General features: G+C 69.2%; 29 protein-coding genes. 15 read left to right on the top strand and 14 right to left on the bottom strand.

All coding sequences use genetic code 11. The annotated features are described in order from the left end of the window. Positions 1 to 166: 166 nt before the first annotated feature. Genes trxA through ACZ5IK_RS21115 form a run of 4 tightly spaced genes read right to left on the bottom strand, consistent with a single transcriptional unit; the run spans position 167 to position 2021 of the window. On the bottom strand, positions 167 to 505 hold the full coding sequence (gene trxA, locus ACZ5IK_RS21130) for a thioredoxin (protein WP_410663076.1): 339 nt from the start codon (positions 503 to 505) through the stop codon (positions 167 to 169). Next, positions 506 to 901, bottom strand: coding sequence for a MerR family transcriptional regulator (locus ACZ5IK_RS21125; protein WP_465489185.1), 396 nt, complete (start codon positions 899 to 901; stop codon positions 506 to 508). A 45-nt stretch (positions 902 to 946) separates the two neighbouring features. Beyond that, complete coding sequence (locus ACZ5IK_RS21120; RefSeq protein WP_465489184.1) at positions 947 to 1342, bottom strand: nitroreductase/quinone reductase family protein; 396 nt, start codon at positions 1340 to 1342, stop codon at positions 947 to 949. Between the two features lie 28 nt (positions 1343 to 1370). Beyond that, positions 1371 to 2021, bottom strand: coding sequence for a class I SAM-dependent methyltransferase (locus tag ACZ5IK_RS21115; RefSeq protein ID WP_465489183.1), 651 nt, complete (start codon positions 2019 to 2021; stop codon positions 1371 to 1373). Positions 2022 to 2072: 51 nt separating this feature from the next. Here ACZ5IK_RS21115 and ACZ5IK_RS21110 point away from each other — a divergent pair, with 51 nt between their 5' ends. Together ACZ5IK_RS21110 and ACZ5IK_RS21105 are read left to right on the top strand one after the other, a co-directional pair. Next, complete coding sequence (locus ACZ5IK_RS21110; RefSeq protein WP_465489182.1) at positions 2073 to 2903, top strand: alpha/beta fold hydrolase; 831 nt, start codon at positions 2073 to 2075, stop codon at positions 2901 to 2903. After that, positions 2882 to 3439: a histidine phosphatase family protein gene (locus tag ACZ5IK_RS21105; RefSeq protein ID WP_465489181.1), complete on the top strand. Its 558-nt coding sequence runs from the start codon at positions 2882 to 2884 to the stop codon at positions 3437 to 3439. Before ACZ5IK_RS21110 ends, ACZ5IK_RS21105 begins: the two co-directional genes overlap by 22 nt. Here ACZ5IK_RS21105 and ACZ5IK_RS21100 read toward each other — a convergent pair. After that, positions 3436 to 4557: a C40 family peptidase gene (locus tag ACZ5IK_RS21100; protein WP_465489180.1), complete on the bottom strand. Its 1122-nt coding sequence runs from the start codon at positions 4555 to 4557 to the stop codon at positions 3436 to 3438. The two genes, ACZ5IK_RS21105 and ACZ5IK_RS21100, sit on opposite strands and share 4 nt — an antisense overlap. An 80-nt stretch (positions 4558 to 4637) precedes the next feature. Between ACZ5IK_RS21100 and ACZ5IK_RS21095 the strand changes: the two genes are divergently transcribed. The 5 genes from ACZ5IK_RS21095 to ACZ5IK_RS21075 all read left to right on the top strand — a co-directional run bounded on the left by ACZ5IK_RS21095 (position 4638) and on the right by ACZ5IK_RS21075 (position 8256). Continuing rightward, positions 4638 to 5462 (top strand): biotin--[acetyl-CoA-carboxylase] ligase, encoded by an 825-nt coding sequence (locus ACZ5IK_RS21095; RefSeq protein WP_465489179.1) that lies wholly within the window; start codon positions 4638 to 4640, stop codon positions 5460 to 5462. Positions 5463 to 5561: 99 nt separating this feature from the next. Then, on the top strand, positions 5562 to 6146 hold the full coding sequence (locus ACZ5IK_RS21090) for a PH domain-containing protein (protein ID WP_101612401.1): 585 nt from the start codon (positions 5562 to 5564) through the stop codon (positions 6144 to 6146). After that, positions 6146 to 7078 carry a hydroxymethylglutaryl-CoA lyase gene (locus ACZ5IK_RS21085; protein ID WP_465489178.1) on the top strand — a complete coding sequence of 311 codons (933 nt, stop codon included), beginning with the start codon at positions 6146 to 6148 and terminating at the stop codon, positions 7076 to 7078. Before ACZ5IK_RS21090 ends, ACZ5IK_RS21085 begins: the two co-directional genes overlap by 1 nt. 96 nt (positions 7079 to 7174) lie before the next feature. After that, a complete protein-coding gene (locus ACZ5IK_RS21080) occupies positions 7175 to 7984 on the top strand; it encodes a TNT domain-containing protein (protein WP_465489177.1) in 810 nt (269 codons plus the stop codon). Continuing rightward, on the top strand, positions 7981 to 8256 hold the full coding sequence (locus ACZ5IK_RS21075; protein ID WP_101612404.1) for a hypothetical protein: 276 nt from the start codon (positions 7981 to 7983) through the stop codon (positions 8254 to 8256). The genes ACZ5IK_RS21080 and ACZ5IK_RS21075 overlap by 4 nt, the downstream gene beginning before the upstream one ends. Before the next feature lie 63 nt (positions 8257 to 8319). Here the strand turns inward: ACZ5IK_RS21075 and hisN are convergent, their stop codons facing one another. Then, positions 8320 to 9105 (bottom strand): histidinol-phosphatase, encoded by a 786-nt coding sequence (hisN, locus tag ACZ5IK_RS21070; protein ID WP_465489176.1) that lies wholly within the window; start codon positions 9103 to 9105, stop codon positions 8320 to 8322. Positions 9106 to 9147: 42 nt separating this feature from the next. Here hisN and ACZ5IK_RS21065 point away from each other — a divergent pair, with 42 nt between their 5' ends. The 3 genes from ACZ5IK_RS21065 (at position 9148) to ACZ5IK_RS21055 (ending at position 11713) form a co-directional block, all read left to right on the top strand. Then, positions 9148 to 9852 (top strand): response regulator transcription factor, encoded by a 705-nt coding sequence (locus ACZ5IK_RS21065; protein WP_101612406.1) that lies wholly within the window; start codon positions 9148 to 9150, stop codon positions 9850 to 9852. A 1-nt stretch (position 9853) separates the two neighbouring features. Continuing rightward, the gene (locus ACZ5IK_RS21060) at positions 9854 to 11137 is read left to right on the top strand and encodes an ATP-binding protein (protein WP_101612407.1); all 1284 of its coding nucleotides are present in this window, start codon (positions 9854 to 9856) and stop codon (positions 11135 to 11137) included. Between the two features lie 63 nt (positions 11138 to 11200). Further along, on the top strand, positions 11201 to 11713 hold the full coding sequence (locus ACZ5IK_RS21055) for a hypothetical protein (protein WP_465489175.1): 513 nt from the start codon (positions 11201 to 11203) through the stop codon (positions 11711 to 11713). On the opposite strand, the gene ACZ5IK_RS21050 is transcribed toward ACZ5IK_RS21055, so the two are convergent. From ACZ5IK_RS21050 to ACZ5IK_RS21015, 8 genes are all read right to left on the bottom strand, one after another. Further along, positions 11691 to 12104, bottom strand: a complete 414-nt coding sequence (locus tag ACZ5IK_RS21050; RefSeq protein WP_465489174.1) for a Pvc16 family protein — start codon at positions 12102 to 12104, stop codon at positions 11691 to 11693. The genes ACZ5IK_RS21055 and ACZ5IK_RS21050 overlap by 23 nt on opposite strands. 4 nt (positions 12105 to 12108) lie before the next feature. Next, positions 12109 to 12741: a helix-turn-helix transcriptional regulator gene (locus tag ACZ5IK_RS21045; RefSeq protein ID WP_465489173.1), complete on the bottom strand. Its 633-nt coding sequence runs from the start codon at positions 12739 to 12741 to the stop codon at positions 12109 to 12111. Positions 12742 to 12871: 130 nt separating this feature from the next. Next, on the bottom strand, positions 12872 to 13519 hold the full coding sequence (locus ACZ5IK_RS21040; RefSeq protein ID WP_465489172.1) for a response regulator: 648 nt from the start codon (positions 13517 to 13519) through the stop codon (positions 12872 to 12874). Positions 13520 to 13882: 363 nt separating this feature from the next. Continuing rightward, positions 13883 to 14719 (bottom strand): NAD(P)H-binding protein, encoded by an 837-nt coding sequence (locus tag ACZ5IK_RS21035; protein ID WP_465489171.1) that lies wholly within the window; start codon positions 14717 to 14719, stop codon positions 13883 to 13885. Between the two features lie 11 nt (positions 14720 to 14730). Beyond that, positions 14731 to 16089 (bottom strand): MDR family MFS transporter, encoded by a 1359-nt coding sequence (locus ACZ5IK_RS21030; RefSeq protein ID WP_465489170.1) that lies wholly within the window; start codon positions 16087 to 16089, stop codon positions 14731 to 14733. Positions 16090 to 16324: 235 nt separating this feature from the next. Then, positions 16325 to 16864 carry a GtrA family protein gene (locus ACZ5IK_RS21025; protein WP_101612414.1) on the bottom strand — a complete coding sequence of 180 codons (540 nt, stop codon included), beginning with the start codon at positions 16862 to 16864 and terminating at the stop codon, positions 16325 to 16327. Between the two features lie 85 nt (positions 16865 to 16949). Beyond that, on the bottom strand, positions 16950 to 17450 hold the full coding sequence (locus ACZ5IK_RS21020) for a GtrA family protein (RefSeq protein ID WP_465489169.1): 501 nt from the start codon (positions 17448 to 17450) through the stop codon (positions 16950 to 16952). 10 nt (positions 17451 to 17460) lie between these two features. Continuing rightward, a complete protein-coding gene (locus ACZ5IK_RS21015) occupies positions 17461 to 19782 on the bottom strand; it encodes a sigma-70 family RNA polymerase sigma factor (RefSeq protein WP_465489168.1) in 2322 nt (773 codons plus the stop codon). A 256-nt stretch (positions 19783 to 20038) separates the two neighbouring features. On the opposite strand from ACZ5IK_RS21015, the gene ACZ5IK_RS21010 reads away from it, so the two are divergent. The 5 genes from ACZ5IK_RS21010 (at position 20039) to purE (ending at position 25277) form a co-directional block, all read left to right on the top strand. Continuing rightward, the gene (locus tag ACZ5IK_RS21010; RefSeq protein WP_465489167.1) at positions 20039 to 20911 is read left to right on the top strand and encodes a nucleotidyl cyclase domain-containing protein; all 873 of its coding nucleotides are present in this window, start codon (positions 20039 to 20041) and stop codon (positions 20909 to 20911) included. Between the two features lie 81 nt (positions 20912 to 20992). Further along, positions 20993 to 22390, top strand: coding sequence for a glycosyltransferase 87 family protein (locus ACZ5IK_RS21005; RefSeq protein ID WP_465489166.1), 1398 nt, complete (start codon positions 20993 to 20995; stop codon positions 22388 to 22390). Continuing rightward, positions 22365 to 23570: a glycosyltransferase 87 family protein gene (locus tag ACZ5IK_RS21000; protein WP_465489197.1), complete on the top strand. Its 1206-nt coding sequence runs from the start codon at positions 22365 to 22367 to the stop codon at positions 23568 to 23570. Before ACZ5IK_RS21005 ends, ACZ5IK_RS21000 begins: the two co-directional genes overlap by 26 nt. A 13-nt stretch (positions 23571 to 23583) precedes the next feature. Continuing rightward, positions 23584 to 24768, top strand: a complete 1185-nt coding sequence (locus ACZ5IK_RS20995; protein WP_101612419.1) for a 5-(carboxyamino)imidazole ribonucleotide synthase — start codon at positions 23584 to 23586, stop codon at positions 24766 to 24768. Between the two features lie 11 nt (positions 24769 to 24779). After that, complete coding sequence (gene purE, locus ACZ5IK_RS20990; RefSeq protein WP_465489165.1) at positions 24780 to 25277, top strand: 5-(carboxyamino)imidazole ribonucleotide mutase; 498 nt, start codon at positions 24780 to 24782, stop codon at positions 25275 to 25277. The last annotated feature ends 9 nt before the right edge of the window (positions 25278 to 25286 follow it).

Below are 25286 nucleotides of genomic sequence, written 5' to 3'. Positions count from 1 at the left end.
CGTGGGGGAGGTTGACAACGGGAGGAGGTTTTCTTTCTCTACTCCGGATGCAGAGCGGCTGTGTCGCGAAAGCCATTTTCGCGACGTCTGATGTCCCGAAAGTGGCTTTCGCGACACTGCGGAAAGGCTGGTGTGGCCTTCAACGGCGACCGACCGAGGCCCGCGCTCAGACGCCGGTCGTCTGCAGAACGGCGTCCAGGTCCGCCAGCAGCCGGGCTTTCGGCTTGGCGCCGACGGTCGTCCACACCGGACTCCCGTCACGGAAGAGGATCAGTGTCGGCAAGGACATGACTTGATAATCCCTTGCCGTCAGAGGGTTTTCGTCGGAATTCAGCTTACGGATGATCAGCGCGTCGGCGCGCTCCTCGGCGATCTCGGCGAGCACCGGCGCGATCATGTGGCAAGGCGGGCACCACTGCGCCCAGAAGTCCACCAGGACGGGCTTGTCCTGCTCCAGGACGAGTTCCCGGAAGGTCTCATCGGTGACGACAGAAAGGGATGACATTCAGGTCTCCTCGGTTTCCTGGATGACGACACACGGACCCGGCGGCGTTTTCAACGCGCCCGCCAGCTTGGCCAGCAGGCTGTCCCGCGCTTCGTTCAACCTGGCCAGACAGGCGTCCACCTCGGCGAGTTTGCGTTGGTAGACCTCGATCGAATCGGCGCACGAGTCGCCGGTCTCGTGACCCGCGCGCAAGCACTCGACGAACGGCCTGGTGTCCTCGAGGCTGAGCCCGACCGCTTGCAGGGTCAGGATCTCGTTGACCAGACGGTAATCGTCCTCGTCGTACTCCCGGTATCCGTTCGACGCGCGCCGTGCGTCGAGAAGCCCTTGTGACTCATAGAAACGCAGCGCGCGCGTGGTGGTTCCGGTACGCGCGGCGAGTTCGCCGATCCGCATGGTTCCGAGCGTAAACCTTGACCTTGGCGTCAAGGCAAAATCCGTTCAGCCGTCGAGATCGACCCGGATGGTGAGGAGGTCCGTGCCGATCGCCTGTACGGCGGCGCTGTTGAACCTGGGCAGGGCCTTCAGCCGGGCGCGGGGGTCGTCGTCCGGGAGGAGATGCGCCGTGCCGGTGTGCCACTGGCCCTTGAGCCGAACCCGGACGCGCGGATCCGCCTGGATGTTGCGGACGTACTGCGACTTCTCGCCGAACTCCGAGACGATCCAGAACTCACAGCCCACCCGGCGGCCACCGATCGGCGTCTGCCGGGGGACCCCGGACTTGCGCCCGGTGGTCTCGAGGATCGGCTGATTCGGCAGCCGGACGAGGAGCGGGTTGCCCACGTGTCGTTGGAAGGTCGTGGCCACCCGGTGCTTGATTTCGTGAAAGCGCGACATGTGGCTCCTGAAGCTCGAAGAGAGAGGTCTAGGTCAAGGTTGCCCGACGCACCAGCAGCGTGCACCGCTCGCTGGGGTGCTCGAAGCCGGGGTGCGGCCCGCGATCGAGGCGGGCGACGAGGTCGAAACCCGCGGCGCGCGACGCCGAGACCTCGGCGTCCGGGTCGAGGAACCGGAAATCCAAGTCGACGTCGCGACCCCACCAGGTGCCGAGGGTCTTCACCCCACCGTCGGGGTAGTCGGGATCACTGACATGGAAGGAGAGCAAGGCGTACCCGCCGGGCCGCAGGACCCGGGCGAACTCGCGGTAGGCCGCCGCCCGCTGGTCGTCGTCGAGATGGATGGTCGCGTAGAGGCAGACAAGCCCGTCCAGCGCCGCTGCTCGCAGGGGCAACGCCGTCATGTCCGCGGCACACGCCGGTAGAGAGGTGCGGCGTCGGACGGCCGCGCACATCGCGGTCGAGAGATCCAGGCCTATGACGCGCGAGCCTCGAGAGGCCAGATGGGCGGCGACCTGTCCCGGGCCGCAGCCGATGTCCGCGACCGTTCCTTCGTGAACGAGTTCGGCGAAGGCGTCGAGCAAGGCGCGATCCAGGGGTTTGTGCCGGAGTTCGTCGCTCAGTTCCTCGGCGTACCTGTCGGCCACGAGGTCGTAGCTCCGGCGCGTCCGGTCGGTCATGGTCGCCGACGGTACAGCGGATTTGTCGTTCGCCGTCAGTACGCTCGGCACATGGTGAACGAGTCCGACGTGGACCTGGGGGACGGGACCACGCTGCACACGTACGACACGGGCGGAACCGGCCCGGTGGTCTTCTGGCATCACGGGACCCCGAACATCGGTGCTCCGCCGTCACCGCTGTTCCCCGCCGCCGAACGACTCGGCCTGAGGTGGGTGTCGTACGACCGGCCCGGCTATGGCGGCTCGACGCCGAGGCGGGGAAGGAACGTCGCCTCGGCGGCGGCCGATGTCGCGACGATCGCCGACGCCCTGAACATCGAGAGGTTCGCGGTCTTCGGTCATTCCGGGGGCGGGCCGCACGCGCTCGCCTGCGCGGCCCTGCTGCCGGAGCGTGTTTCGGCGGTGGTCGGTGTCGCGAGCATGGCTCCGTACGACGGTGGCGATCTGGACTGGTTCGCGGGAATGAGCTCGGCGGGAGTCGGCTCTCTGACGGCGGCCTTGGCCGGGCGAGCGGAGAAGGAGAACTACGAGGCAACGGCCGAGTACGACGCCGAGATGTTCACCGCGTCGGATCACGCGGCCTTGTCAGGCGACTGGAAGTGGCTCCTCGACGTCGTCGGCCCCGCGGTCGAGGGCGGGCCGGGCGGGCTGATCGACGACGATCTCGCGTACGTCGCGCCGTGGGGGTTCCGGCCGTCCGACGTCGGGGCACCGGTGCTGCTCCTGCACGGCGGCGAGGATCGGATCGCGCCTCTCGGGCACGGGGAGTGGCTCGCCCGGCAGATCGCCACCGCCGAGGCACGGACGTTTCCCGAGGACGGGCACATCTCGGTCCTCCGCCACGGGGAAGCCGCGCTCGAGTGGCTGGCCGACCGCTGGTGACCTGCGAAATCGTTCTCGTCCGACACGCCGAGTCCGTTCCGCCTCCGCCGGGCGCTCCCGACGACCCCGATCGGCCACTGACTGCGGCGGGTGTGGCGGCTTCGGAACTTCTAGCCATCGAACTCGCCGCGATGAAGCCGACGGCGGTCGTGTCGAGTCCGTACCGCAGAGCGGTCGCGACGGTCGAGCCGGCGGCCAGGAAAGCCGGACTCGAAGTCAGCACACGCTGGGAACTACGCGAGTGGGACTCGGGCCTGGAACCGACGACGGAGTACGCCGTGCACTACGCGCGCAGCTGGGCCGACCCGGATTTCGCCCGTTCTGGCGCCGAGAGCTTGCAGCAGCTGACGGCGCGGGCGATCGCCGCCGTCGAAAAGCTCGCGGAGCAGCATGCCGGAGGCGTCGTACTGGTGGGGAGTCACGGGACTTTCGTGTCCCGTCTGCTGGCCGGACTTGTCCCGGGAATCGGCTGGCCGTTCTCACGGGACATGCCGATGCCAGCCGTCCACCGGCTGCGGTGGCCCTACCGGCGCTAAGCCGCGGGCCGTCCGGCGCCGGTGTAGTCGTCGCCCTTCGAGTGGTACGTGTGGATCTGGATCGCCTGGCCTTCGGTGGGCGCGTTGATCATCAGGCCGTTTCCGAGATAGAGCCCGACGTGATGGATCCGCGTCGCCGGGTTCCCGTAGAACACGAGATCGCCGAGCTTCGGCTCCTGGCCGCCGGGGACCTGCGGCAGTGCCCGGAACTGGCTGTCCGCGGTCCGCGGCAGCCCGACACCGGCTTCGTCGTAGGACGCCTTCGTCAGCCCGGAACAGTCGAAGCCCGCCGCGCCCGCTTCCGGCCCGTTGCCGCCCCACACGTACGGGAGGCCCAGCTGGCCGAGGGCGAACCGGGTCGCCTTCACCGCGGGGCTGGAGCCTCGCGCCGGGTCGAGGGACAGGGTCGCGTAAAGCTGGGCGTTGCCGAGAACGCGCTGGCGGAACAGTTCGGCCTCGTTGCCCTTGCCGCCCTGGTAGCCGGCAATCGCCTTCCACCAGCCGTTGCCGCCGCCGAGGTCGGCTCCGGAGGCGCACAGCGCGCGACCGGCGGCGACCGAGGCGGAGTCGGGGTCGGCGAGCGCGGGTTTCGCGATGCCGGGGATCGACGAGCCGTGCTTCTTCCACTGCTGCGCTGACAGGCCGAGGGGGTTCTCGCCGCCGCGTCCGTGGTTCGAGCTCGCCGCGCCGACCCCGGCCAGGGTGACCCAGGAGAGGTGACAGTTCGGTTGCTCCCCGCGTAGCGCCAGTTCGCCGTTCGCGTAGCCGATCAGCGATTTCGCCGGGATGTCGAGGGGGCCCGCGAGTTTGGCGGCCCACTCTTCGAGCGGCCGGGCGCCCTTCGGCGTCTCCTGGGCCTTGACCGGTGCGCTGACTTCGAGGACCGACGGACCCGCGCCGCCGCCGACGGTGGCCGGGTCCCGGTTGGCGGCGGGGACGGGAGCCTGCCCGATCCCGTCGGCGGGCGCCGGATCGTTGCCGCCCGCGAGCAGCCAGCCCGCCGTCGCGAGCCCCGCGACCAGCGGGAGGGCGACCAGGCTTCGCATCGCCACACCGCGCGCCCAGGACTTCTTCGGGCTGGCGGGGGACGCGCTCGGGGCGGACTCGGGCTCGGTCACGCCGTCCAGGTTATTGGAGACCACCTCTGCGTAACGAGCGAACGCCTTGCACGTTAGGGGGACTCTCATATTCTGGACAAATGAGTGAGACGGGAGCGCTCGACGCCGAGCGTCTGAGTGCCGCGCTGTCCGGCCGGTACGCCGCGATCCAGGTCGTGGCGAGCACCGGGTCCACCAACGCCGACCTGCGGGAAGCCGCCGTGAAGGGGGCTGAAGACCGCACCGTGCTGATCGCCGAAGAGCAGACGGCCGGAGTCGGCCGCCGTGCTCGGCAGTGGTCTTCGCCGAAGGGATCAGGCCTTTACGTCAGCGTGCTGCTGCGTCCGCGCGACGTTCCGTTCGCCAATTTGGGTTCACTTTCCGTGGTCGCGGGCCTCGCGGTCCGGGAGGTCGCCGCGAGCCTGGGCGTCGACGCCGTCCTCAAGTGGCCGAACGACGTCCTGGCCGGGCCGGAGCGCGCCAAATGCGCGGGCATCCTGGCGGAGGCCGCCGCCGGTGAAGAGACCAGCGTGGTCCTCGGCATCGGCCTGAACGTGCTGCCGCTCGGCGAGAACGTCCCGGCAGGGCCAGGCGGCCTGCCTGCGACTTCTCTGGCCGAGCAGGGGGCGGACGAGACCGATCGCGCCGAGATCGCCACGCGGCTGCTCACCGGTTTCGACGACCTCGAACGCCGCTGGCGGCTCGCCGGTGGGTCGCTGGCCGAGGCGGGACTGCTCGGGGACTACCGGCGGCATTGCGCCACGCTGGGACAGGACGTCGAGGTCCAGCTGCCCGACGGTTCGGCGCTGACCGGCCGCGCCGCCGACATCGATCCCGCCGGCCAGCTCCAGGTCGACGTTCCCGGTGGTGAGCGGTACACGGTGTTCGCCGGAGACGTCGTCCACGTGCGGCCCGCCGCGTCCTGATCGGAGCGCGCCGTGAATTGCGGCGTCTCCTCTTCCGCCGGGACCGTTCGCCGGTACGGTGAGCTCACCAGCGCCGAACACACTTTGGGAGCGTCCGTCGTGGCCTATCCGGACGATTTGCTCAGCGAAAACGAGCACGTCGTGGTGCACAGTCACCCGCATTTCAAGATGCTGATCTTCCCCTTCCTCGCGCTGATCGTCACCCTCGGCGTGGGCATCTGGCTGGGCATCCTGGCGAAGGACGCCACGGCCCCGTGGGACCTGATCTCGCTGATCGCGGTCGCCGCGATCGGTCTCGGGCTCGTCGTCTGGCTCTTCTTGGCGCCGTTCGTCCGCTGGCGCACGACGCACTTCATCGTGACCACGGACAGGCTGATCGCCCGTGAGGGCGTGCTCAAGCGGACCGGGATCGACATCCCGCTGTCGCGGATCAACAGCGTGCAGTTCGAGCACGGGCTGCTGGACCGCGTGTTCGGCTGCGGAACCCTGGTGATCGAGTCCGCTTCGGACGAACCGCTGAAGTTCGACGACATCCCCAAGGTCGAGCGAGTGCACACGGTCATCTACCGCGAAGTCAACGACAACCCGTACGACGACTTCGCGCCGCCCGCCGCGGGCGGACCGCAGCAGACCGAACCCCTGCCGCCGCAGGGACCCCCGCCGCGCGGAAACCGGCGCCGTTGATGGGCACGCGTGAGCTGGGGCTGCCCGATCGCGTCCCGTCGGCCGCCGCGTTGCCGGAGCGCGTCACGATCTGGGAGGTCGGCCCCCGGGACGGCCTGCAGAACGAGAAGTCGATCGTTCCGGTCGGGGTGAAGCTCGAGTTCCTGGACAAGCTCGCCGATGCCGGGCTGACCACCCTCGAAGCGACCAGTTTCGTGAGCCCGAAATGGGTTCCGCAGCTGGCCGACGCCGAGCAGCTCCTCGCCGGGCTCGACAAGCGCGAAGGCGTCCGGTACCCGGTGCTCGTCCCGAACGAGCGCGGGCTGGACAGGGCGCTGGAGGCCGGGGTTTCGCAGATCGCGATCTTCGCCAGCGCCACCGAGACCTTCGCCAAGAAGAACCTCAATTCGACGGTGGACGACCAGTTCGCGATGTTCGAGCCGGTCGTCACCCGGGCACGGGCCGAAGGTCTCGACGTCCGCGGGTACGTGTCGATGTGCTTCGGCGACCCGTGGGAGGGCGCCGTTCCGGCCTCGCAGGTCGCCGGGGTCGGCAAGCGGCTCCTGGACCTGGGCTGTTCGCAGCTCTCGCTCGGCGACACCATCGGCGTCGCCACCGCGGGGCAGGTCGAGGCACTGATCGGGCAGTTCCCCGACGTCGGCACCCTGGCCGTCCATTTCCATGACACGTACGGCCAGGCGCTCGCGAACACGCTGGCCGCGCTCCGCTGCGGTGTGTCCACTGTGGACTCTTCCGCCGGCGGGCTCGGCGGCTGCCCGTACGCCGAATCGGCCACCGGGAACCTCGCGACCGAAGACCTGGTCTGGATGCTCGACGGTCTCGGCGTCGAAACCGGCGTCGACCTCGACGCGCTGGTGTCGACGAGCAAGTGGATGGCCGGGAAGCTCGGCAGGCCGAGTCCGTCCCGGGTGGTCAACGCACTCGCGGGTTAGCGCCGACGAGAACGCCTGTCGGCGCTAAGGTCTTAGCGCGTCCTGTCCGCTGCCTCCCCCCTTCACCGGTGGGATCGATTCCTTGGGGGAGGTGCGGTGACCGATTCGAGCGAGGCCGGAACAGGCCCGATCCGGGTGCCCGTCCAGTACGACGCCCCGACGACACCTCACGGCGTACGCGCTCCGTACGCGCCTTCGCCGTGGCCGCCCGCGGTGGCACCGTTGCGAGCTCCCTTCCCGCCGCAGCCCGTCGCTCCGCCGCCCATGGGCGCCCTGCGGACCGAGCGGGAGAGCGTGATCGCGCTGTTCCTCGTGCACATGTTCCCCATCGGGCATCTCCCGGTCGCGATGGGGAAACCCGCGCGCCAGTTGCCGCTTCCCGGCGGCGGTTCCGGGCCGCACGATCACCCCGAGGCGGGCGTGCTGGACGACATGGACGCGTTGTCGCACGTCAGCAGTGGTTTCCGGCGATCGCCGACGACCCCGTCCGTGGTTCCCCCGCCGGAACTGACCCGGGGACACGACCCTTGGGGCGGAGAGTCCCCAGAGGACTGGCGAGAGCGCTTCGTGGGCGAAACGAGCTATGTGTGGCCGCCCGGCGAGGGCGGGATCGACCCCGCGACACCGGTGATGCTCGAGGTGGGCACCCATCTCGACCGCTTCGGCGATCCGCACGGCCGGGTGTTCGCCGAGGACGCGACCCTGTATTCGATGCGCTCGTTGCCGCCGGACCAGGCCGCCGCGTACCGGCGTTACCGGGTCGTCCGGTCGTTGCCGGTCTGGCGTTCGGTGACCGCCGAATGGTTCGGCCAGCCCGGCGGAGGGGTGCGTTTCCGCACGGTGCTGGGCGCCGATGAACTCGTCACGCTGGGCTTCCTGGCGGACGTCACGGGGGAGGTTCGGTGAACACGGGGACGATCCTGCGGTGGCTGGCCGCGCTGGGCGTGCCGCCCGAGGTGGTCTCGGTCGGCGCGGAGGCGGACAACGCCTGGTGCCTCATGCGCACCGAGGAAGAAGACGCCGAGCCCGCCTGGGAAGTGTTCTGGCGTGAGCAGGGCAACCGGTACGACTGGGCACGGTTCACCAGCGAACAGGTCGCCTGCCACTACCTCTTCGGACGGCTCGCGTGGTCGCAGGTCGCGCGAGGCGCCGTCGGTCTCCTCCCCGGCGCGCAGTGAGTTTCAGCGCGTGAAGGCCCCCTTCCCTCGGCTCAGCCGCGTGAAGGGGGCCTTCACGCGGGATCAACGCTTCAGGATGGCCAAGACTTCGTCGTGGAGCAGGCCGTTCGTCGACAGGGCCGAGCCGTTGTCGTAGCGCGCTTCCCCGTTCAGGTCGCTGAAGCGGCCACCGGCTTCGGTGATCAGCACCTGGGCGGCGGCGACGTCCCACGGGTTCACGACGCATTCCGCGACGATGTCGAGCGCACCCTCGGCCACCAGGCAGTGCTGCCAGAAATCGCCGAAAGCGCGGCTTTCCCAGCAGGCGTCGACGAGGTCGATGTACTTCTCCCGCGAGTGGTACTTCACCCACGAGTTCAGGTCCGTTGTGGACAGATACGCGTCTTCGAGCGAAGCGACCTTCGACACCGAAAGGCGGCGTTCGCCCGCCGAGTCGCTCATCCAGGCGCCGTCCCCGGTGGCCGCCCACCAGCGGCGGCCGAGCAGCGGCGCGCTCATCAGACCCACCACGGGCGTGCCGTCTTCGACCAGCGCGATCAGCGTCGCCCAGACCGGGACGCCGCGCAGGAAGTTCTTGGTCCCGTCGATCGGGTCGAGCACCCAGGCCCGGCCGGTCGCGGCCGAACCGCCGCGTTCCTCGCCGAGTACCTCGTCGTCCGGGCGTTCTGTGGCGAGGATCGCACGGATCGCGTCTTCGACGGCGGTGTCCGCGTCGGTGACCGGAGTCCGGTCCGGTTTGCGTTCCACGGCCAGGTCCAGCGCGCGGAACCGGGAGGTGGTGATGGCGTCGGCGGCGTCGGCCAGCCGGGTGGCGAGTTCCAGATCATTCTCGTAGCCAGGCACGGTCACGATGCTTTCACGCCCGGCAGTCGTAGAGTTGGCCAGGTGAGCATGGTGCTACTCGCCGAGGACGACCCGGCCATCGCCGATCCCCTTTCGCGCGCGCTTCAGCGGGAGGGGTACGAGGTGCGTGTCGTCGGTGACGGCCCGGCCGCGCTCGACGCGACCGAAAGCGATCGCGTCGATCTCCTGGTCCTCGATCTCGGGCTGCCCGGGATGGATGGCCTCGAGGTGTGCCGCCGCCTGCGCGCCAGCGGTACCGAGGTGCCGGTGCTGATGCTCACCGCGCGCACGGACGAGGTCGACTTCGTGGTCGGGCTCGACGCCGGCGCCGACGACTACGTCGCCAAACCGTTCCGGCTCGCCGAACTGCTGGCCCGGATCCGGGCGCTGCTGCGACGGCGGGCGCCCGAGGTGCTCGAAGCCGGGGGAGTGCGGATGGACCTCGGCGCCCGGATGGTCACTGTCGACCTGCACGAGGTGCAGTTGGCGAACAAGGAGTTCGAGCTCCTGCGGGTGCTGATGAACCGCGCGGGCCAGGTGGTCAGCCGCGACGAAATCCTCGCCGAGGTGTGGAACGACCTGGAATCGAAGACTTCGAAGACCCTCGACATGCACATGTCGTGGTTGCGCCGGAAGCTCGCCATCGCCGCCGACGAGGCGGCGGGCCGGGCGGGCAAACCCGGCGGGAACGGCGACGGGGAACGGCGCATCGCGACGGTCCGCGGCGTCGGCTTCCGCTTCAACTCGGAATAGCATGCGCCGTCGCATCCTCCTGGCGATCCTGCTCGCCGTCGCGGTCACCGCGGCGGTGCTGGGCATCCCGCTCGGGATCACCGCCTGGCAGCTGGTCGAGAACCTCAACCGCGAGAACCTGGCTTCTTCGGCCCGCGGGATCGCGGCGACGCTGGACAACGAGATCGCCGTCGGCCAGCCGATAAACCTCGACCTGCTCCGGGTGGGCGTGCCACAGGGCGGGCTGCTGACGGTCCGCGCGCAGGGGCAGATCGAGAAGCGGTACGGCTCCGACCCCGGTCCCGACGTGGTGTCCGAGCGGGCGCCGATCGCGTTGCACGGCGAGGTCGAGCTGTCCATTCCCGCCGGGCCGATGCGCACCCGCCAGACCCAGGTGACGCTGCTCGTGGTGCTGCTGGTCGTGCTGTCGGTGGGCACCGGCACGGTGGTCGCGACCGTGACCGCACGACGGCTCGCGAAACCGCTGAGACACGTCGCCGACCGCGCGGTCAAACTCGGCGGCGGCGATTTCCGGCCGGATCCGAAGCGCTACGGCGTCGGCGAGCTCGACATGGTCGCCGAGGCGCTCGACGCGTCCGGTTCGGCGCTCGCGCAACTCGTCCAGCGAGAACGTCAGCTGGTGGGAGACGTCTCCCACCAGCTGCGGAGCCGGTTGACCGCGTTGCAGCTGCGGCTCGAACCGCTCACCGTCCACCCCGATCAGGACGTCGTCGACGAGGCGAAGGCCGCGCAGGAACAGGCGGACCGGCTGGCGGAGGCGCTCGACGAGTTGCTGGCCGCCGCGCGGGCGGCGCGCGAGGTCGGCGCGGAACCGGTCAACCTGCCGGAAGTGCTTCCCGCGGTCTCCGAGGAATGGCGACAGCTGCTTCGCGCCGAAGGAAGGCATCTGCGGCTTCGCGTCACCGACGGGCTGAGGGTGCGGGCGACGCCGGGCCGGTTGCGCGAGGTCGTCAACGTCCTGCTCGACAACGCCCTGCGCCATGGCGCGGGAACCGTCACGCTGGCCGCGCGGCGCGGTGACACGGACGGCACCGTGGTCATCGAGGTCGCCGACACCGGGTCGGGGGTGCCCGACGAGCTGGCGCCGCACATCTTCGAACGCGGGTTCTCCGGCGGCGGGTCGACCGGTGTCGGGCTGGCCCTCGCCCGTGCCCTCATCGAGGCCGACGGCGGACGGCTGGAGTTGTCGAGCAAGCAGCCCGCGGTGTTCAGCCTCTTCTTGAAGGTCCCTCGTCCGGGCGATGTGGCCGAAGTGCGCTGGCCCGCCGAACGGGTCCCTCGCTAAGACCTCCCCAAGGACCACCCGTTCGGGCAACGCCGCGGAAGCGCGCCGACTTACCGTCGGAGGGTGCATGCGACGGCGTTCCGGTACCGCCCACCGGTGAATCCGGTCGCCGCGGCGACCGTGGAGATCGGCAAGGTGGCGATTTCCCTGCGGTTGTCCTTCGACGGCGACCTGTTCGCGTGCCGCCGTCCGCCAGGGGTGGTGGAACGGATGGAGGCCGAGGCCCTGGACCTGCTTTCGAAGGGCTTGTTCGTCAGCGGGATCGACACCCCGGTCGCGGCCGTCTCCGGCGCGGCGGGGCACCGGTTCGTCCAGGACTCCGTCGTGTTCCAGCCCCCGGACCGCTGGATCTACCGGGGCAAGTGCGTGGTCGGCGCGGGCAAGAACGGGCTGACCTTGACCGGCGTGCTCGGCTACCGCCTCGAAGTCTGTGCCGGGTGGGCTCGGCGGGCCGGTGACTGCGGGCCACCCGCGACGGCGTCCGAATGGTGCGAGTTCTTCGGCGGGCAGCTGGCCTCGATCGGAGGAGTGGTCCTGCGGCGGGCCTCGGTGCTCAGTCTCGGTACTCCGCCGTGACCGTGACGACGAACGCCGCCCGCGCGGGCAGGCCGAGGCTGACCCACAGCCCGGTCGGATCGGTCTTCCCGAGCGCCAGCGGGAAGGGCTGCTCGTCGACCATCAGGAACTCGGTCCGGATCAAGGCGCGTAGCGATCTGTCGAGCAGGGTGTGCTCGTCGCGGACCTTGTCCGCCCGCGCGGTGACCAGATACGACAGCTCGCACCGCTTCGCCCGCACGGCACCGGTTCCCGGGCCGGTGCCGTGCAGGGCGAAAAGGAACAGGTCGACGCTCGACACCTGCGTCTCGGTCTGCCAGGCGGGTTTCGGCGGATCGAGCCGGACCACCGTCCCCTCCGGCAGATGAGGTGCGATGAGCAGGCACAAGGCTTCGTCGACCTGGGTGATCACGGTGTCAGATCAATCCCTCACGCAGCGCGTAAGCCACCGCGTGCGACCGGTTCCGAAGCTGGAACCGGTTCGTCACGTCGTGCAGGATGCTCTTCACCGTGCGCTGCGAGTAGCAGAGCTGATCGGCGATCTCCTGCGTCGAGAACCCCGACGCGACCAGCTTGAGCACCTCGGTTTCCCGGCTGCTCATGCCACCGAACTGCAGGCCACGCGGCTGCAGGACCTGACGCTGCAACCGGGAGACCCGGTGCAGGAGCCTGCCGAGCAGATCGGGCGGAAGCGCGCCTTCTCCGGCCGCGGCCGCCTTGATCAGCCGGACCAGGACGTCGGCGCCCGCCTCCGAGCGGCGGGCGACCGCGCAGACGCCGTGCTCGATGGCGCTCAGGATCTCGTTGTCGTCGACTTCACCCGCGACGAGCACGATGCGGGTGAACCCCTGGTGGTGCAGCGCGGACAGCAGTTGCGTCATCGCCTCGTCGAGGCGGTCGGTGACCAGGAGGGCCACCATCGTCGGGTCGGCCGCCTCCCCGTCCACCAGCCAGACGTCGTCACGGGAGCGGAGCGTCATGCAGACGCCGTTGTGCAGGATCGGATCGGTGGCACGGACGACCACCGGTGTCCTGTTCGGTTCGAACATGTGATTCCCATTCCCCTCGAACGGTGCGAGGGCCCCACCCCCCGCACTGCTCACCCTGCCGGGTGAGGTGTCCCGGGCGCATGGGACTCCGGTCCCGACATTGCCCGAAAAGCCGCCCTAAATGAGGTTTTCAACGGCCGAGGCCCGCCTCACGGGCCAGGACGATCGCTTCGGCGCGGTCCGCGACGTGAAGTTTGCTGAAGACATTGGAAATATGATTCCGCACGGTTTTCGGGCTGAGACAGAGAGTGCTGGCGATGGCGGTGTTGCTGTGGCCGCCGGCGATGAGCGAAAGGACCTCTCGTTCGCGGACGGTCAGTTCCGGGAACACCGTGTCGGGACTCGGCTGAGAGTGATTGAAGAAGCCGAGAACGCGCGTCGCGATATCGGGTCCGAAGATCGCTTCGCGTCTCGCGACGGCGTGAACGGCACGGATGATTTCGTCGGGTTCCGCGTCTTTAAGCAGATATCCGCGGGCTCCGGCACGCATCGCGGAGAAAACCGATTCGCTTTCGTCCGCCATCGTCAGCATGAGCACGCCGACGTCGGGCCGTTCGGCGACGATGTGCCGGGTCGCTTCGGCGCCGCTGACGTCGGGCAAATGCAGGTCCATGACCACGACGTCGGGCCCGAGGGCACTCGCCGCGCTGATCGCGTGCGCGCCGCTGGCGGCCTCGCCGACGACGTCGATCTCCGGTTCGTTGGAGAGAAGTGTGCACACCCCGAACCGGAACAGCGGATGGTCGTCGACCACGAGCACGCGAAGGCGTTCGTTCATACGGGCTCCCCCTGTCTCCCCGCGCGGCACGTTAGCGAGAGGGCCGGTCGCGGACAACGCGTGGTCCGGACAGCGGACCGGCGAGAATTAAACGCCCGATGAGTGTCGCGTATCGCGGGGATCCGCCCAAGTCATTAACCCTTTCGGCCCAAGCGGGGGAGCAAGGGACCTTTGCTCACGTTCGTTAGCACACTAACCAACGTGAGCAAAGGTCCCTTGCTATCACTTCTCTTAACATTGAGAGAGGCGCAAGTCCGTGAAGGACTCCTTGAGGGACCCAGAGTCCCTCAAGGAGTCCTTCACGGACCGCGGATCGCCCCCGATTCAGGCGAGAGCAAAGGTCCCTTGCTCTCTTTCCACAGGTCAGGCGAACGCGGCGGCGTGCTCGCGAGCCCAGTCGGCGAACGTCAGCGGCGCCCGGCCGAGGAGTTCGCGGACGGTGCCGAACACGATCTCCTCGTTCCCGGCGGACTGCCGCTTGAGCTCGAAGAGTCCGTCAACGGCCGAAGCGGGCCAGCCGTAACCGAGCATCCGGGCGCGAGAGTCGGCTTCGGGCTCTTCGGCGTAAGTCAGCTGTCGGCCGAGAGCGTCGCCCAGGATCTCGACCTGCTGCCGGGTCGTGAGGGCTTCGCCGCCGGTGATCGGATACGTCTTGCCCGCGTGCCCGTCGGTGGTCAGCACGGTCGCGGCGACCTCGGCGATGTCGCGGACGTGCACCAGCGCGGACGCCGGATCGCCTTCGGTGACCTGGATGACGCCGTCCCCGCGCACGGCGTGCAGCCAGGCGAACCGGTTGTCCATGAACGTGCCAGGGCGCAGGATCGTCCACTCCGGCCCCGCCTCGCGCACGGCCTGTTCGGCCGCGGTGTGCACGAGGGAGATCGGATCGGTCTGTCCGAAGTGGACTCCGGTGGTGGAAAGCTTGACGACGTGCGCGACGCCGGTGGCCGCCGCGAGCACCGCTCGTTCCTGCGCGAGCGGGTCCGAGCCGTGCCCGGAGGTCAGGACGAAGACGCGATCGACACCGTCGAGCAGCGCGGGATCGAAAGCGTCGAGATCGCCGGTGACGACTTCGGCACGCGGATCGATCCGGGCGCGGGCGGGGTCGCGTGTCAGAGCGCGCACGTGGGCGCCCTTGTCCAGCAGCGAGGGAACGAGTTCGCGGCCGATTTTACCGGTGGAACCGAGAACGAGGATCATCGAAGAACTCCTTAGTGGTTGCGGCGCAAGGGAACGCGCGGCAGGAAGAGGGAAGCGGCGAGGCCGATCACGAGGGCGGGGACCATCGTCCAGAACACCCCGTTGAGCGCGGAGGCGTAACCACCGGGACTGTCGGCACCGAACGAACTCGTGAACACCGCGCCGAAAACGGTCAGCCCGGCCGTGGTGCCGAGGGAACGCAGGAAGCCGACGGTCGCCGAAACGGCGCCGAGATCGGTCCGGGCGACATTCTGCTGAGCCGCCATGGAAAGCACCTGCATGTTGAGCCCGGCCGCCGCGCCGAACACGACGAGATAGGCGACGACGAGTGGCAAGGGCGTCGTTTCGTCCATTGTGGACATAGCGAGGGCGGCGGCGAGACCGAGTGTCATGCTGAGAATCGGTGCCCAGCGATAGGCGCCGGTCTTGGCGATGATCCGGCCCGCGACCATCGACGACGCGGCGACGGCGAGCGTCATCGGCAGCAGGAGGAGACCGGCTTCCGAAGGCCCGGCGCCGCCCGCGGTCTGCAGGAAGAGCGCCAGGTAGTTGACCGAACCCAGGAAGACGAACCCGGCCGCGGCACTGGCCAGCACGCTCAGGCTGAACATCCTGGCGCGGAACAGCCGGAGCGGGATGACCGGTTCGGCCGCCCGGCATTCGATGACCAGGAAGGCGACGAGCAGCACCGCGCCGATCGACGCGGAAAGCGGCGTCGCCAGGGTCAGGCCGACGATCGCGCCGGACAGGACGACGATGCCCGCGAAGTCGAACGGCGCGGCCGTCCGGCGGCGTTCGAGCCACAGGAAGCGGGCGACGACGACGAGCGCGACCAGTCCGATCGGCACGTTGACCACGAAGATCGATCGCCAGCCCGCGAGGTCGGTCAGCACGCCGCCGACGACAGGGCCCGCCAGTGAAGACCCGGCGAAGCAGATCGAGAACCAGGCGAAGTAGCGCGCGCCTTCGCGGCCCGGGAACAGTTCGCCGATGATCGCGGCGACCGCGACGAACAGTCCGCCGGAGCCGATGCCCTGAAGGACACGGGCGGCGATCAGCAGCGGCATCGACGGCGCGAGCGCGCAGGCGAGGGAGCCGAGCACGAACAGCGCGATCGCGACGAGAACGACGCGCTTGCGGCCGAAGAGGTCGCCGAGTTTTCCGTAGACGGGCGCGCTGACGCTGCCCGCCAGCAGGTACGCGGTGGTGACCCAGGCGAACGACGTGGCGCCGCCGAGCTCGCCGACCATGCGAGGCAGGGCGGTCGCGACGACCTGGGCGTCGAGCATCGCCAGGAAAACGGCGGCGAAGAGCCCGACGAGGGCAAGGGTGTTTCGGGCACGCGGAGGCGCGCCGAGAGCGGTACTCAAGAAAAGGATCCGTTCACTGGAAGAAACGAGGGATCGCGAAGGACGCGGAGGGTCACTCCGGTCCCCGCCAAGACGGGAAAAGGCTCAACCGTCATCCGAACCGGATGCGGTCCTCTTCGCGCTTGGCGATCACCTCGGATTCGTCCCGCTCGACCGTACGAACCCGGCCGGCGTCATCAGTGAAGGAACGTTGACATGGATGACTCTAAACAATCACATGTCTTTTGACAAGTGCTTAGCGGAGGGGGACGACGTCGTCGTCCGGCTCGTCGCTGTCCCGGCGGCGTTTGCCCAGCTCGTCCGGGAAGACCCACTTCTTGAAACCCCAGAAGCGGAAGAACATCGCCAGGAGCATGCCGATGATCGACCCGCTCGTGAAGTCCGCGAACTCCTGGACGAACCGTGTGACGTGGGGAACTTCGAGATCGAAGATGTACCGCGACGTGTAGAGCGGGATCAGGTTGACCACCACGGCGATACCGCTGATCACGAAGAACAGCGCCGCCTCGTGATGCCGCTCGCGCCCGCCGCGGGTCCGGAAGGACCATTCGCGGTTGAGGATGTAGGACACGATCGTCGCCACGATGATCGCGATCGCCTTCGCCGTGGTCGGCTTCGACTCCAGCACGCTGAGCTTCAGCAGGTACCAGACGCCGTTGTCGACCAGGAACGTCGTGCCACCGACAATTCCGAATTTCAACAGCTCCCGGTGCTTGATCAGCACGGATCGGAGCGGCTCGGGCGTCCGGGAAAGGACGGATTCGACCACGGTCACCAGGTCAGTCTAATTCGCGCGGGCCACCGAACGGGCTGGCAGGGGCTTGGACAGCGCGTTATGGGACCCTTTGGGCGATTCCGGGTCAGGCGGCAGGTTCGTCGGGGATGTCCGAAGCGTCTCGCCCGCCGCCTCGCAGCAGCCGCGGCCGCGCGTCGGCCTGTGGAAAGACCCACTTCTTGAACGACCACCAGCGGAACACCGTGCCGAGCAGTGTCCCGATGATCGCGCCGCTGACGAAGTCGGCGATTTCCTGCGTCAGCAGTCCGACGTGCGGCTGTTCCAGCTGGAGCACGTACCGCGAAACCAGCTGTGGAATCGCGTTGAGGCCGAGCGCGACCGCGCTGAGCAAGAAGAAGAGCGCCGCTTCGTGGGCGCGCTCACGACCGCCGCGGGTACGAAAGGACCATTCACGGTTCGCGACATACGAGAAAACGGTCGCGACCAGCACGCCGATCATCAGCGCGGTCACCGGTTTGTCGGTCAGCACGGTGAATTTCAGCCCGTAGGTGATCGTCATCGTGATGACGAAACTGGCGCCCCCGACCACGGCGAACCGCAGCAGCTCCCGGTGCCTCCCCAGCATGCGGCCAACGCTACTCGAAGATGCGATCGATGATCCCGTTGGGCTCGGTGGTCGGCTTCGTCTTGCCTGGTCGCGGCGGCGCGCTCGTGGTCGCGGCGGGCGGAGCGGGGTCCTTCTTCGCCGGCTCCGAAGGCGTCGCGGACGGAGAAGGCTTCTTCGACGGAGAAGGCCACCCAGGCCGGCCCGGCTTCGTCGTCTCCGAAGTGGCCGGAGGCTTCGAGGTGACCGAAGGCAGCGAGGGCAACGTCGGCGGAGCAGTCGGCGGAAGCAGCGCGGAGTCGTCACACCAGTGGTGCCAGCAGCCGAAATAGACCTCCACCGGCTTCGCCTTCGCGACACCGAGGGTGGCGTTCACCGTCACCGGCAGGTTGTCCGCCGGACGGCCCTTCAGCCGGACCCACAGGCTGACCTGACGGCCCGGAGTCAGCGAGCCGCGCGAAGTGCACGACGCGCCTTCGCCGGTCGGGCTGCACGGGATGCCGTGCACGCTCCATGAGCTGAGCACGCGGTGGTCGAGCGTGATCGTCACCGGCTTCGTGGTCTTGCCCGTGTTCTTCACGCGGACCAGCACGAGCGGGTTGCGGTTCCACGGGAACGCCGACAGCCCGTCGCTCTCGGCCCGCAGGACGAGGTCGTCCGGCGGCGGCTTCACGGTCACCTTCACCACGACCGACACCTTGATCTGGGCGCCCGCCGTCACCGAACCGGTCACCATGCTGCCGGGTTCGGCCGTTTCGTCGGCACGCAGCCGGAAGGTCAGCGTCGCGGCCTGTCCCGGTTCGAGACCGGTGCCGGTCTTGCAGGTCACCGTTCCCGTGCCGCCGGGGCAGTTCACCGCGATCGGGGCGGGTCCGGCCTGCTGCCGGAAGCCCGGCGCGCCACCGCCACCGGCGGGGACGGCCGTCACGCCCTTCGGCAGGTTCAGCGAGATCGCGACGGGTTCGGACTTCGATCCACCGTCGTTGCGCACGGTGATCGGCAGGTTGGTGTCTTCACCGGGCTCGAGTTGGACACCACCGGTCGGGGTCGACGCCGTCATCACCGGAGGTGACGGGATCACCGGCGTGGGCGCGGGCGGCTCGGAGGGTGAAGGCGCCGGAGCGGAAGGCGCCGGAGCGGACGGCGTCGGCTGGGGCGGAGGCTGCTCCTGAGCGGGAGGAACGGGCTGGGGTTGAGGCTCCGGTTGTGGCTGAGGCTGGGGCTGCGGTTGTGGCTGGGGTTGCGGGACCGGCTGTGGCGGGACGGCCTGAGTGGGAGCGGGTGCCACGGCGGGCGGCGGGACCGCCGCGGCGGCCGGGATCTCCTGGGTGCCGCCACCGGCGGCGAGCGCCACCGCGACGGCGGCGACGATGGCCGCGCTCGATCCGGCCACCGTGGCGAACTGGCGCGGTCCGGCCGCGGCGGCGCCGGCCGCTCCGCCCGAACTCGAGCCCGAAGTCGAACCAGCGGCACCGGCCGCGCCCGCCGAAGCCGAAGCCGTGGTGGCGGCCGTCGCGGCCGCGGTGACCGCGCCCGCCTTGCCCGCCCCGGCCGTGGCCAGGTAACCGAGCGCCGCGCCACCGAGCACGATCGGCGCGATGATCCCGCGCAGACCGCCGTTGATGTCGGCCAGTTCCGCGGCCAGCGCGCGGCACTTTTCGCATTCGTCCAGGTGGTTCTCCACCTGGGCCCGCTCGCGTTTGGACAATCCGTCGCGGGTCCACGCGCCGAGTTTGTCCGCGCTCGCGCGGCAGCGTTCGCCGGAGTTCTCGGCCAGGTGGACCTGCAGATACGCCTGCCGCAGGCCCTCACGGGCCCGGTACGCGAGCGCGGAGACACCGTTCGCGGTCAACCCCAGCAGCGGCGCGACCTCCGCGGGGCTCTGTCCTTCGATCTCGGTGTGCCACAGCACCGCCTGCCACCGCTCGGGCAGCCTGGTGAACGCCTTCGCGGCGAGCGTGCGCTCGAGCCCGGCGACGGCGGTGTCGGAAAAGGGGACTGTCAGCGCTTCGCCGACGGCACCGCCGACGTCGGACATGTCCTCGTTCAGGTCGACACGCTTTTCTTTGCGCGTCTTGTCGTAGGCGGTGTGCCGCAGCGCTGTCAGCAGATAGGCGCGGAACGCCGCGTCGGGGCCTTTACCACCGCGCAGCGTGTCCAACACTTTCGCGAAGGCTTCCGAAACGAGGTCGTCCGCTTCGGAACTCGAGCGGGCTAGCTGGCGGGCGAGATTGTGCGCCGCGCCGGCGTGACGCTCGTAAAGCGTTCCGTAAGACGCGATCTTCCCGTCACGCACCTCGGCGATCAGCTCGGCGTCACTCTTACCGGTGAGATCGGCGGGAACGGTGGACACGGGACTCCTTCATCTGCTGGTTCGGCGGGTCTACTGTCTTAAACGCCCGAACACGCTCAGTGTGACGGACTGGGCGACGCACGTCACCTCGCGGCCCCGCCGATGACCCGGAGAGCGCAACACCTTCACCCGCCCTGGGTTACCGAAGAGTTCGGAAAGATCCTTGGAAAACGCCGTCACGCACGACGTGGACCGGCGTCCCCACCGTGAAGCGATCGCAAGATCGAAAAGATCGGGACGGAAGAGGCGGTGGGCAGTGGACGTACCGGCGACCGGTGCGCCGTCCGGGGGACCCGACGGGCAAGCCGCCTGGAACCGGTTCGAACGGGATCGTTCTCTCCGCGCACTGCGGGCTCGTTGGCGGACCGCCAGCCTGGCCGCGGGCTGGCGTTTCCCGAGTGACTGGGGCCTTCCCGAGGTCGACGCCGTCTGCGCGGCGGTGATCAAGAACGGCCGGGCCGTCGCCGCCGAAGTGGCGGAAACCGCTCTCGCGGGACTGGGCAGGGCACGCGCCGCGGCGGGTGCCGGGCTGGCCGAAACGCTCGCGGACCTCGCGGCGCTGCACGCCGTGCTCGCCGACCCGGACGCGGTGGACGGTTTCATCGCACCGGACGTGGACTCGACGCCGTCCCGGCTACTCCGGGTGACGGCGCTGGCGTGGGCGGACGTCGCGACCGATCAGCTCGTGAACACCGAAGTCACCGAACCGCTCACCGGCTTGCCCACCGCCGCGTACCTGCGGACCCGGTTGAGTGAGTTGTACCGCCAGGCCCGCCGCGACGAACGGCCGGTCGCGGAGGCGCACACCCTGCTCGTGGTCTCGATGGACTTCAGCTCGGTCGCGGGCTGGCCCCGGCTGACCGGGATGATCCTGGTCGCGGACGCGCTGAAGCAGGTGTTCGACGGCGGCGAGAGTGTCGCTTCGCTCGGGCCGTCCGTCGCGGGCGTGCTGGTGCCGAAGGACGTGAGGCTCGCTTCGTCCGGAGTCGCGCTGCGAAGGGCGCTTAACGAGCGGCTTTCGGTGGACGCCCAGCTGCGGGACACCGGCCGTCCGCAGATTTCGGCGGTCCGGCTTCCGGCGACCTACGACCAGGCGTGCGATCTCCTCACCGGTCTCGCGCGGTCCTGAACAGGGTTAGCGCAGGACGTTCTCCAGGTCACGGGCGACCCACTCGACGTGCGACGACCCGGTTCATGATTTCCTGTTTGCGTGACCCGGACTGTTCCCGCCGACGCGAACGGCGACGTTTCGGCGAAACGACCACAGCATCGTCTCTCGTTGCGCAGGTCGCTCGCCCGCTTGTCCGTCCGGCCGAGATCGATCTTGATCCTGTCGGTGATCCCGCTGGTCGCGATCGGTTTCGGCATCTGGGGATGGCAGCACGAATGGGTGCTGGGCGTGGACAGCGCGGTGTATCGCGCCGGTGCCGAGACACTGCTCAACGGTGATCCGCTGTACGACGCCAACACACTTCCGGTGGAGCCGTGGTGGGCGCTGTTGCCGTTCACCTATCCGCCGACGGCCGCTTTGCTGTTCATCCCGCTCGCCGTGGTCCCGACACAGGTCGCCTGGGGGCTCCTGACCGCGGTCTCGCTGCTCGCGCTGGCACTGTGCGTCCGGATCGCCATCGGCGCGCTGCCGAAGCCCTCGACCGACGGCCCCCGCTGGTGGGCCTCGCCCGCCCGGTCGACCATCGCCTTCTTCCTGGTATTCCTCGGCCTCGAGCCGGTGTGGCGCACGATCTTCCTCGGCCAGATCAACATCATCCTGATGGCGCTGGTGATGCTCGACATCCTGGTCATCGGCGCCAGGGGCAGTCGGTGGGGCGGGGTGCTCGTCGGCGTCGCGGCCGCGGTCAAGCTCACCCCGATCGTGTTCCTGGGGCACCTGTTCATCACCGGCCGCCGGATGGACGCCGTCCGCGGGCTCATCACGTTCATCGTGATGCAGGGCTTGATGTTCCTGATCATCCCGCACGACGCGGCCCGGTACTGGACCTACACCCTGCCCGACACCGGTCGTATCGGCCCGGTGCACTGGGCGGGCAACCAATCGCTGAACGCGCTGATGAACCGCTTCACCGAACTCGCGCCCTGGGCGTCGAAGGCGGCGATGGGGATCGGCGCGCTGCTCGCGATCCCGGCGATCTGGCTGGTGCTGCGTTTCCACCGCAAGGGCCAGGCGCTCGCGGCGATGCTGGTGACGGCGTTCTGGATCCTGCTGATCTCGCCGATCTCCTGGACCCACCACTGGGTGTGGGTGGCGCCGCTGGTCGTCCTGCTGGTCTCGCGCCTGCCGAAGACCACGCCCGCCACGGCGTGGAAACGCTGGCTCGGCACCTTCGGGGTGTTCTTCGTCTTCATCAGTTGCGTACTGCTGATCTTGCCCAACGGCCGCAACGTCGAGCTGCACTGGAAGGTGTGGCAGAACATCCTCGGCAGCGCGTACATCTTCATGCCGCTGGTGCTGGCGCTCGCGCTGGCCGGGCGCTGGTGGTACCTGCGCCGGAAGCGGGGCGCGGGGGACGACGCCGTGGGGAATGACGCTGTGGGGGACGACGCTGTGGGGGATGGCGACAAGCATGCTGAAGTCGCGTCCGGCGGCTGAGCCTCGGGTCGTCGGGGCCGCGCTGGCGGGCGCGCTCGCACTGGCGATGCTGGGGCTGGGCATCGTGGCCTGGCTCGGCGAATGGCATCTCGGCGCGGACAGCGCCGTCTACCGCGCCGGTGCCCTCACCCTGCTGAAGGGTGAACCGCTCTACACCCGCGAGGCGCTGACGACGCTGCCGCCGTGGGTGCTGCTGCCGTTCACCTACACCCCGGCCGCCGCGCCGCTGTTCCTGCCGCTCGCGATCGTCCCGGCCGGGCTGACCTGGGGGGTGGTCGGCGTGCTCTCGCTGATTTGCCTCAGCGTCGTGATCTCCGTGGTCGCCCGCGCGTGCGGCGCGCCCCTCACCCGGTGGTGGGTCCTGCCGCTGGCCACGGCCGGCGCGCTGGCGCTGGAGCCGGTCTGGAAGACGATCTTCCTCGGGCAGATCAACCTCATCTTGATGGCGCTGATCGTCCTCGACGTCCTCGTGCTTTCGGCGCGCGGTTCGCGCTGGGCCGGGGTGCTGATCGGCGTTTCGGCCGCGATCAAGCTGACACCGCTGATCTTCGTGCCGCATCTGCTGTTCACCGGCCGCTGGAAGGACGCGCTGCGGGCGCTGGGCACGTTCGTCGCGCTCGAAGCCGTGATGTTCGCGGTGATCCCCGGCGACGCCGTCCAGTTCTGGACCGAATCGGCGACCGATCCCAGCCGGGTCGGCTCCGTGCACTGGATCTTCAACCAGTCACTCAACGGGCTGGTGAACCGCGCTTCGGAACTCGCGCCGTGGTCGCTGACGGTGGCCGTCGCGATCGCCGCGGTGCTGGCCGTCCCCGCAGTCTGGCTGGTCGTGCGCCTGCACCGCCGCGGCGACCCGGTCGGCGCGCTGCTGGTGACCGCGTTCTACGGGCTGCTGCTCTCGCCGGTGTCCTGGTCACACCACTGGGTGTGGACGGTGCCGTTGCTCGTCCTGCTCGTCGTCCGCAGATCGTGGGTTCCGGCCGCGGGCGTCGCGGTGCTGTTCGCGAGTGGCTTGATCATGTTCGTGCCCAACGGCGGGGAGACCGAGTTCGGCTGGGGGCTGGGCTGGTCGCTGCTCGGCAATGTCTACGTCCTCACGGCTGCGATCGCCATCACAGGCCTGGCCGTGCGTGAGCTGCGGCGCGGGTCCGCCCAGGTCGCGGCTGTGGCGGCCAAGTAATCTCTCCGTCGTTATGGACAAACGAACCGGTCTTCCGATCGTGGGCATGGTGGGCGGCGGACAGCTGGCCAGGATGACCCACCAGGCGGCGATCTCCCTCGGCCAGTCCCTGCGTGTGCTGGCCGCCGGGGAGAACGAATCCGCCGGCCTCGTCGCGGGTGAAGTCGTGCACGGGCATCACACCGACCTCGAAGCGCTGCGCTCGTTCGCCGCCGGGGTCGACGTGCTGACCTTCGACCACGAGCACGTTCCCGGCGAGCATCTGCTGACGCTCGCGATGGAAGGTGTCACCATCCGGCCCGATCCGGCCGCGTTGTCGATGGCGCAGAACAAGCTCATCATGCGCGAGATGATGGCCGGACTCGAGATCCCCGGCCCCGAGTTCGCCGAAGTGTCCGCCGTGGACGACGTGATCACCTTCGGGGACAAGCACTCCTGGCCGGTGGTGCTCAAGGCGGCGCAGGGCGGTTACGACGGCCGCGGCGTCTGGATGCTCGACACCGCGCAGCAGGCGCGCGAGACCGTCCCCGAACTCCTCGACGCCGGGACCCCTTTGCTGGTCGAGGAAAAGGTCGTCATGCGGCGCGAACTGTCCGCGCTGGTGGCCCGGTCCCCGTTCGGACAGGGCGCGGCGTGGCCGGTGGTGGAGACCGTGCAGTCCGGCGGGATCAACACCGAGGTGCTCGCTCCGGCGCCGGGGCTCAGCGTCGCGCGCACGCAGGAGGCGCAGGACCTCGCGCTGCGGATCGCCGCGACGCTGAACGTGACCGGGCTGCTCGCCGTCGAGTTGTTCGAGACCGACGAAGGTCTGCTGGTCAACGAACTCGCCATGCGCCCGCACAACTCGGGACACTGGACGCAGGACGGCTCGCGGACTTCGCAGTTCGAGCAGCATCTCCGCGCCGTGCTCGACTACCCGCTCGGGATGACCGACCTGGTCGCTCCGGCCTGCGTGATGGCGAATGTCCTCGGTGCCCCCGAGACGCCCGAGATGGGCCCGGACGAACGCCTGCACCACCTGTTCGCGCGGTACCCGGACATCCGCGTTCACCTGTACGGCAAGGGAGAACGTCCCGGCCGCAAACTCGGCCACGTCAACTTCGTCGGCGAACGCATGGAGGAGCTGCGCGACCGCGCGCTGCTGTCCGCGCATTGGCTTTCCCACGCCGTCTGGCTCGACGGCTACGAGATCCACTAGGAGTAATGAGTATGTCGCCGCAGGTTGGCCTGATCATGGGCAGCGACTCGGACTGGCCGACGATGGAAGCGGCCGGGCAGGCGCTGGCCGAGTTCGGCATCGAGTACGAGGTCGGCGTCTACTCGGCGCACCGCACTCCGCAGCGGATGCTCGACTACGCGACGTCGGCCGCTTCGCGCGGCGTGCGCGTGATCATCGCGGGTGCCGGGGGCGCCGCGCACCTGCCGGGCATGGTCGCGTCGGCGACGGTGCTGCCGGTGATCGGGGTGCCGGTGCCGCTGAAGTACCTCGACGGCATGGACTCGCTGCTCTCGATCGTGCAGATGCCCGCAGGAGTCCCGGTCGCGACGGTTTCCGTCGGCGGAGCGCGGAACGCGGGCCTGCTCGCGGTCCGCATCCTCGCCGCGTCCGACGAGGCCCTGCAGGCGAAGATGGCGCGGTTCCAGGCGGACCTCGAGCAGCTGGTGCTCGACAAGGACGCAGCCCTGCGGAAACGCGTCGAAGGCTGACCGCGTTTC

Source organism: Amycolatopsis sp. NPDC031561 (assembly GCF_055580625.1).
Note: the sequence above shows the minus strand (reverse complement) of the source record. Positions and strands in the feature narration are given on the sequence as shown.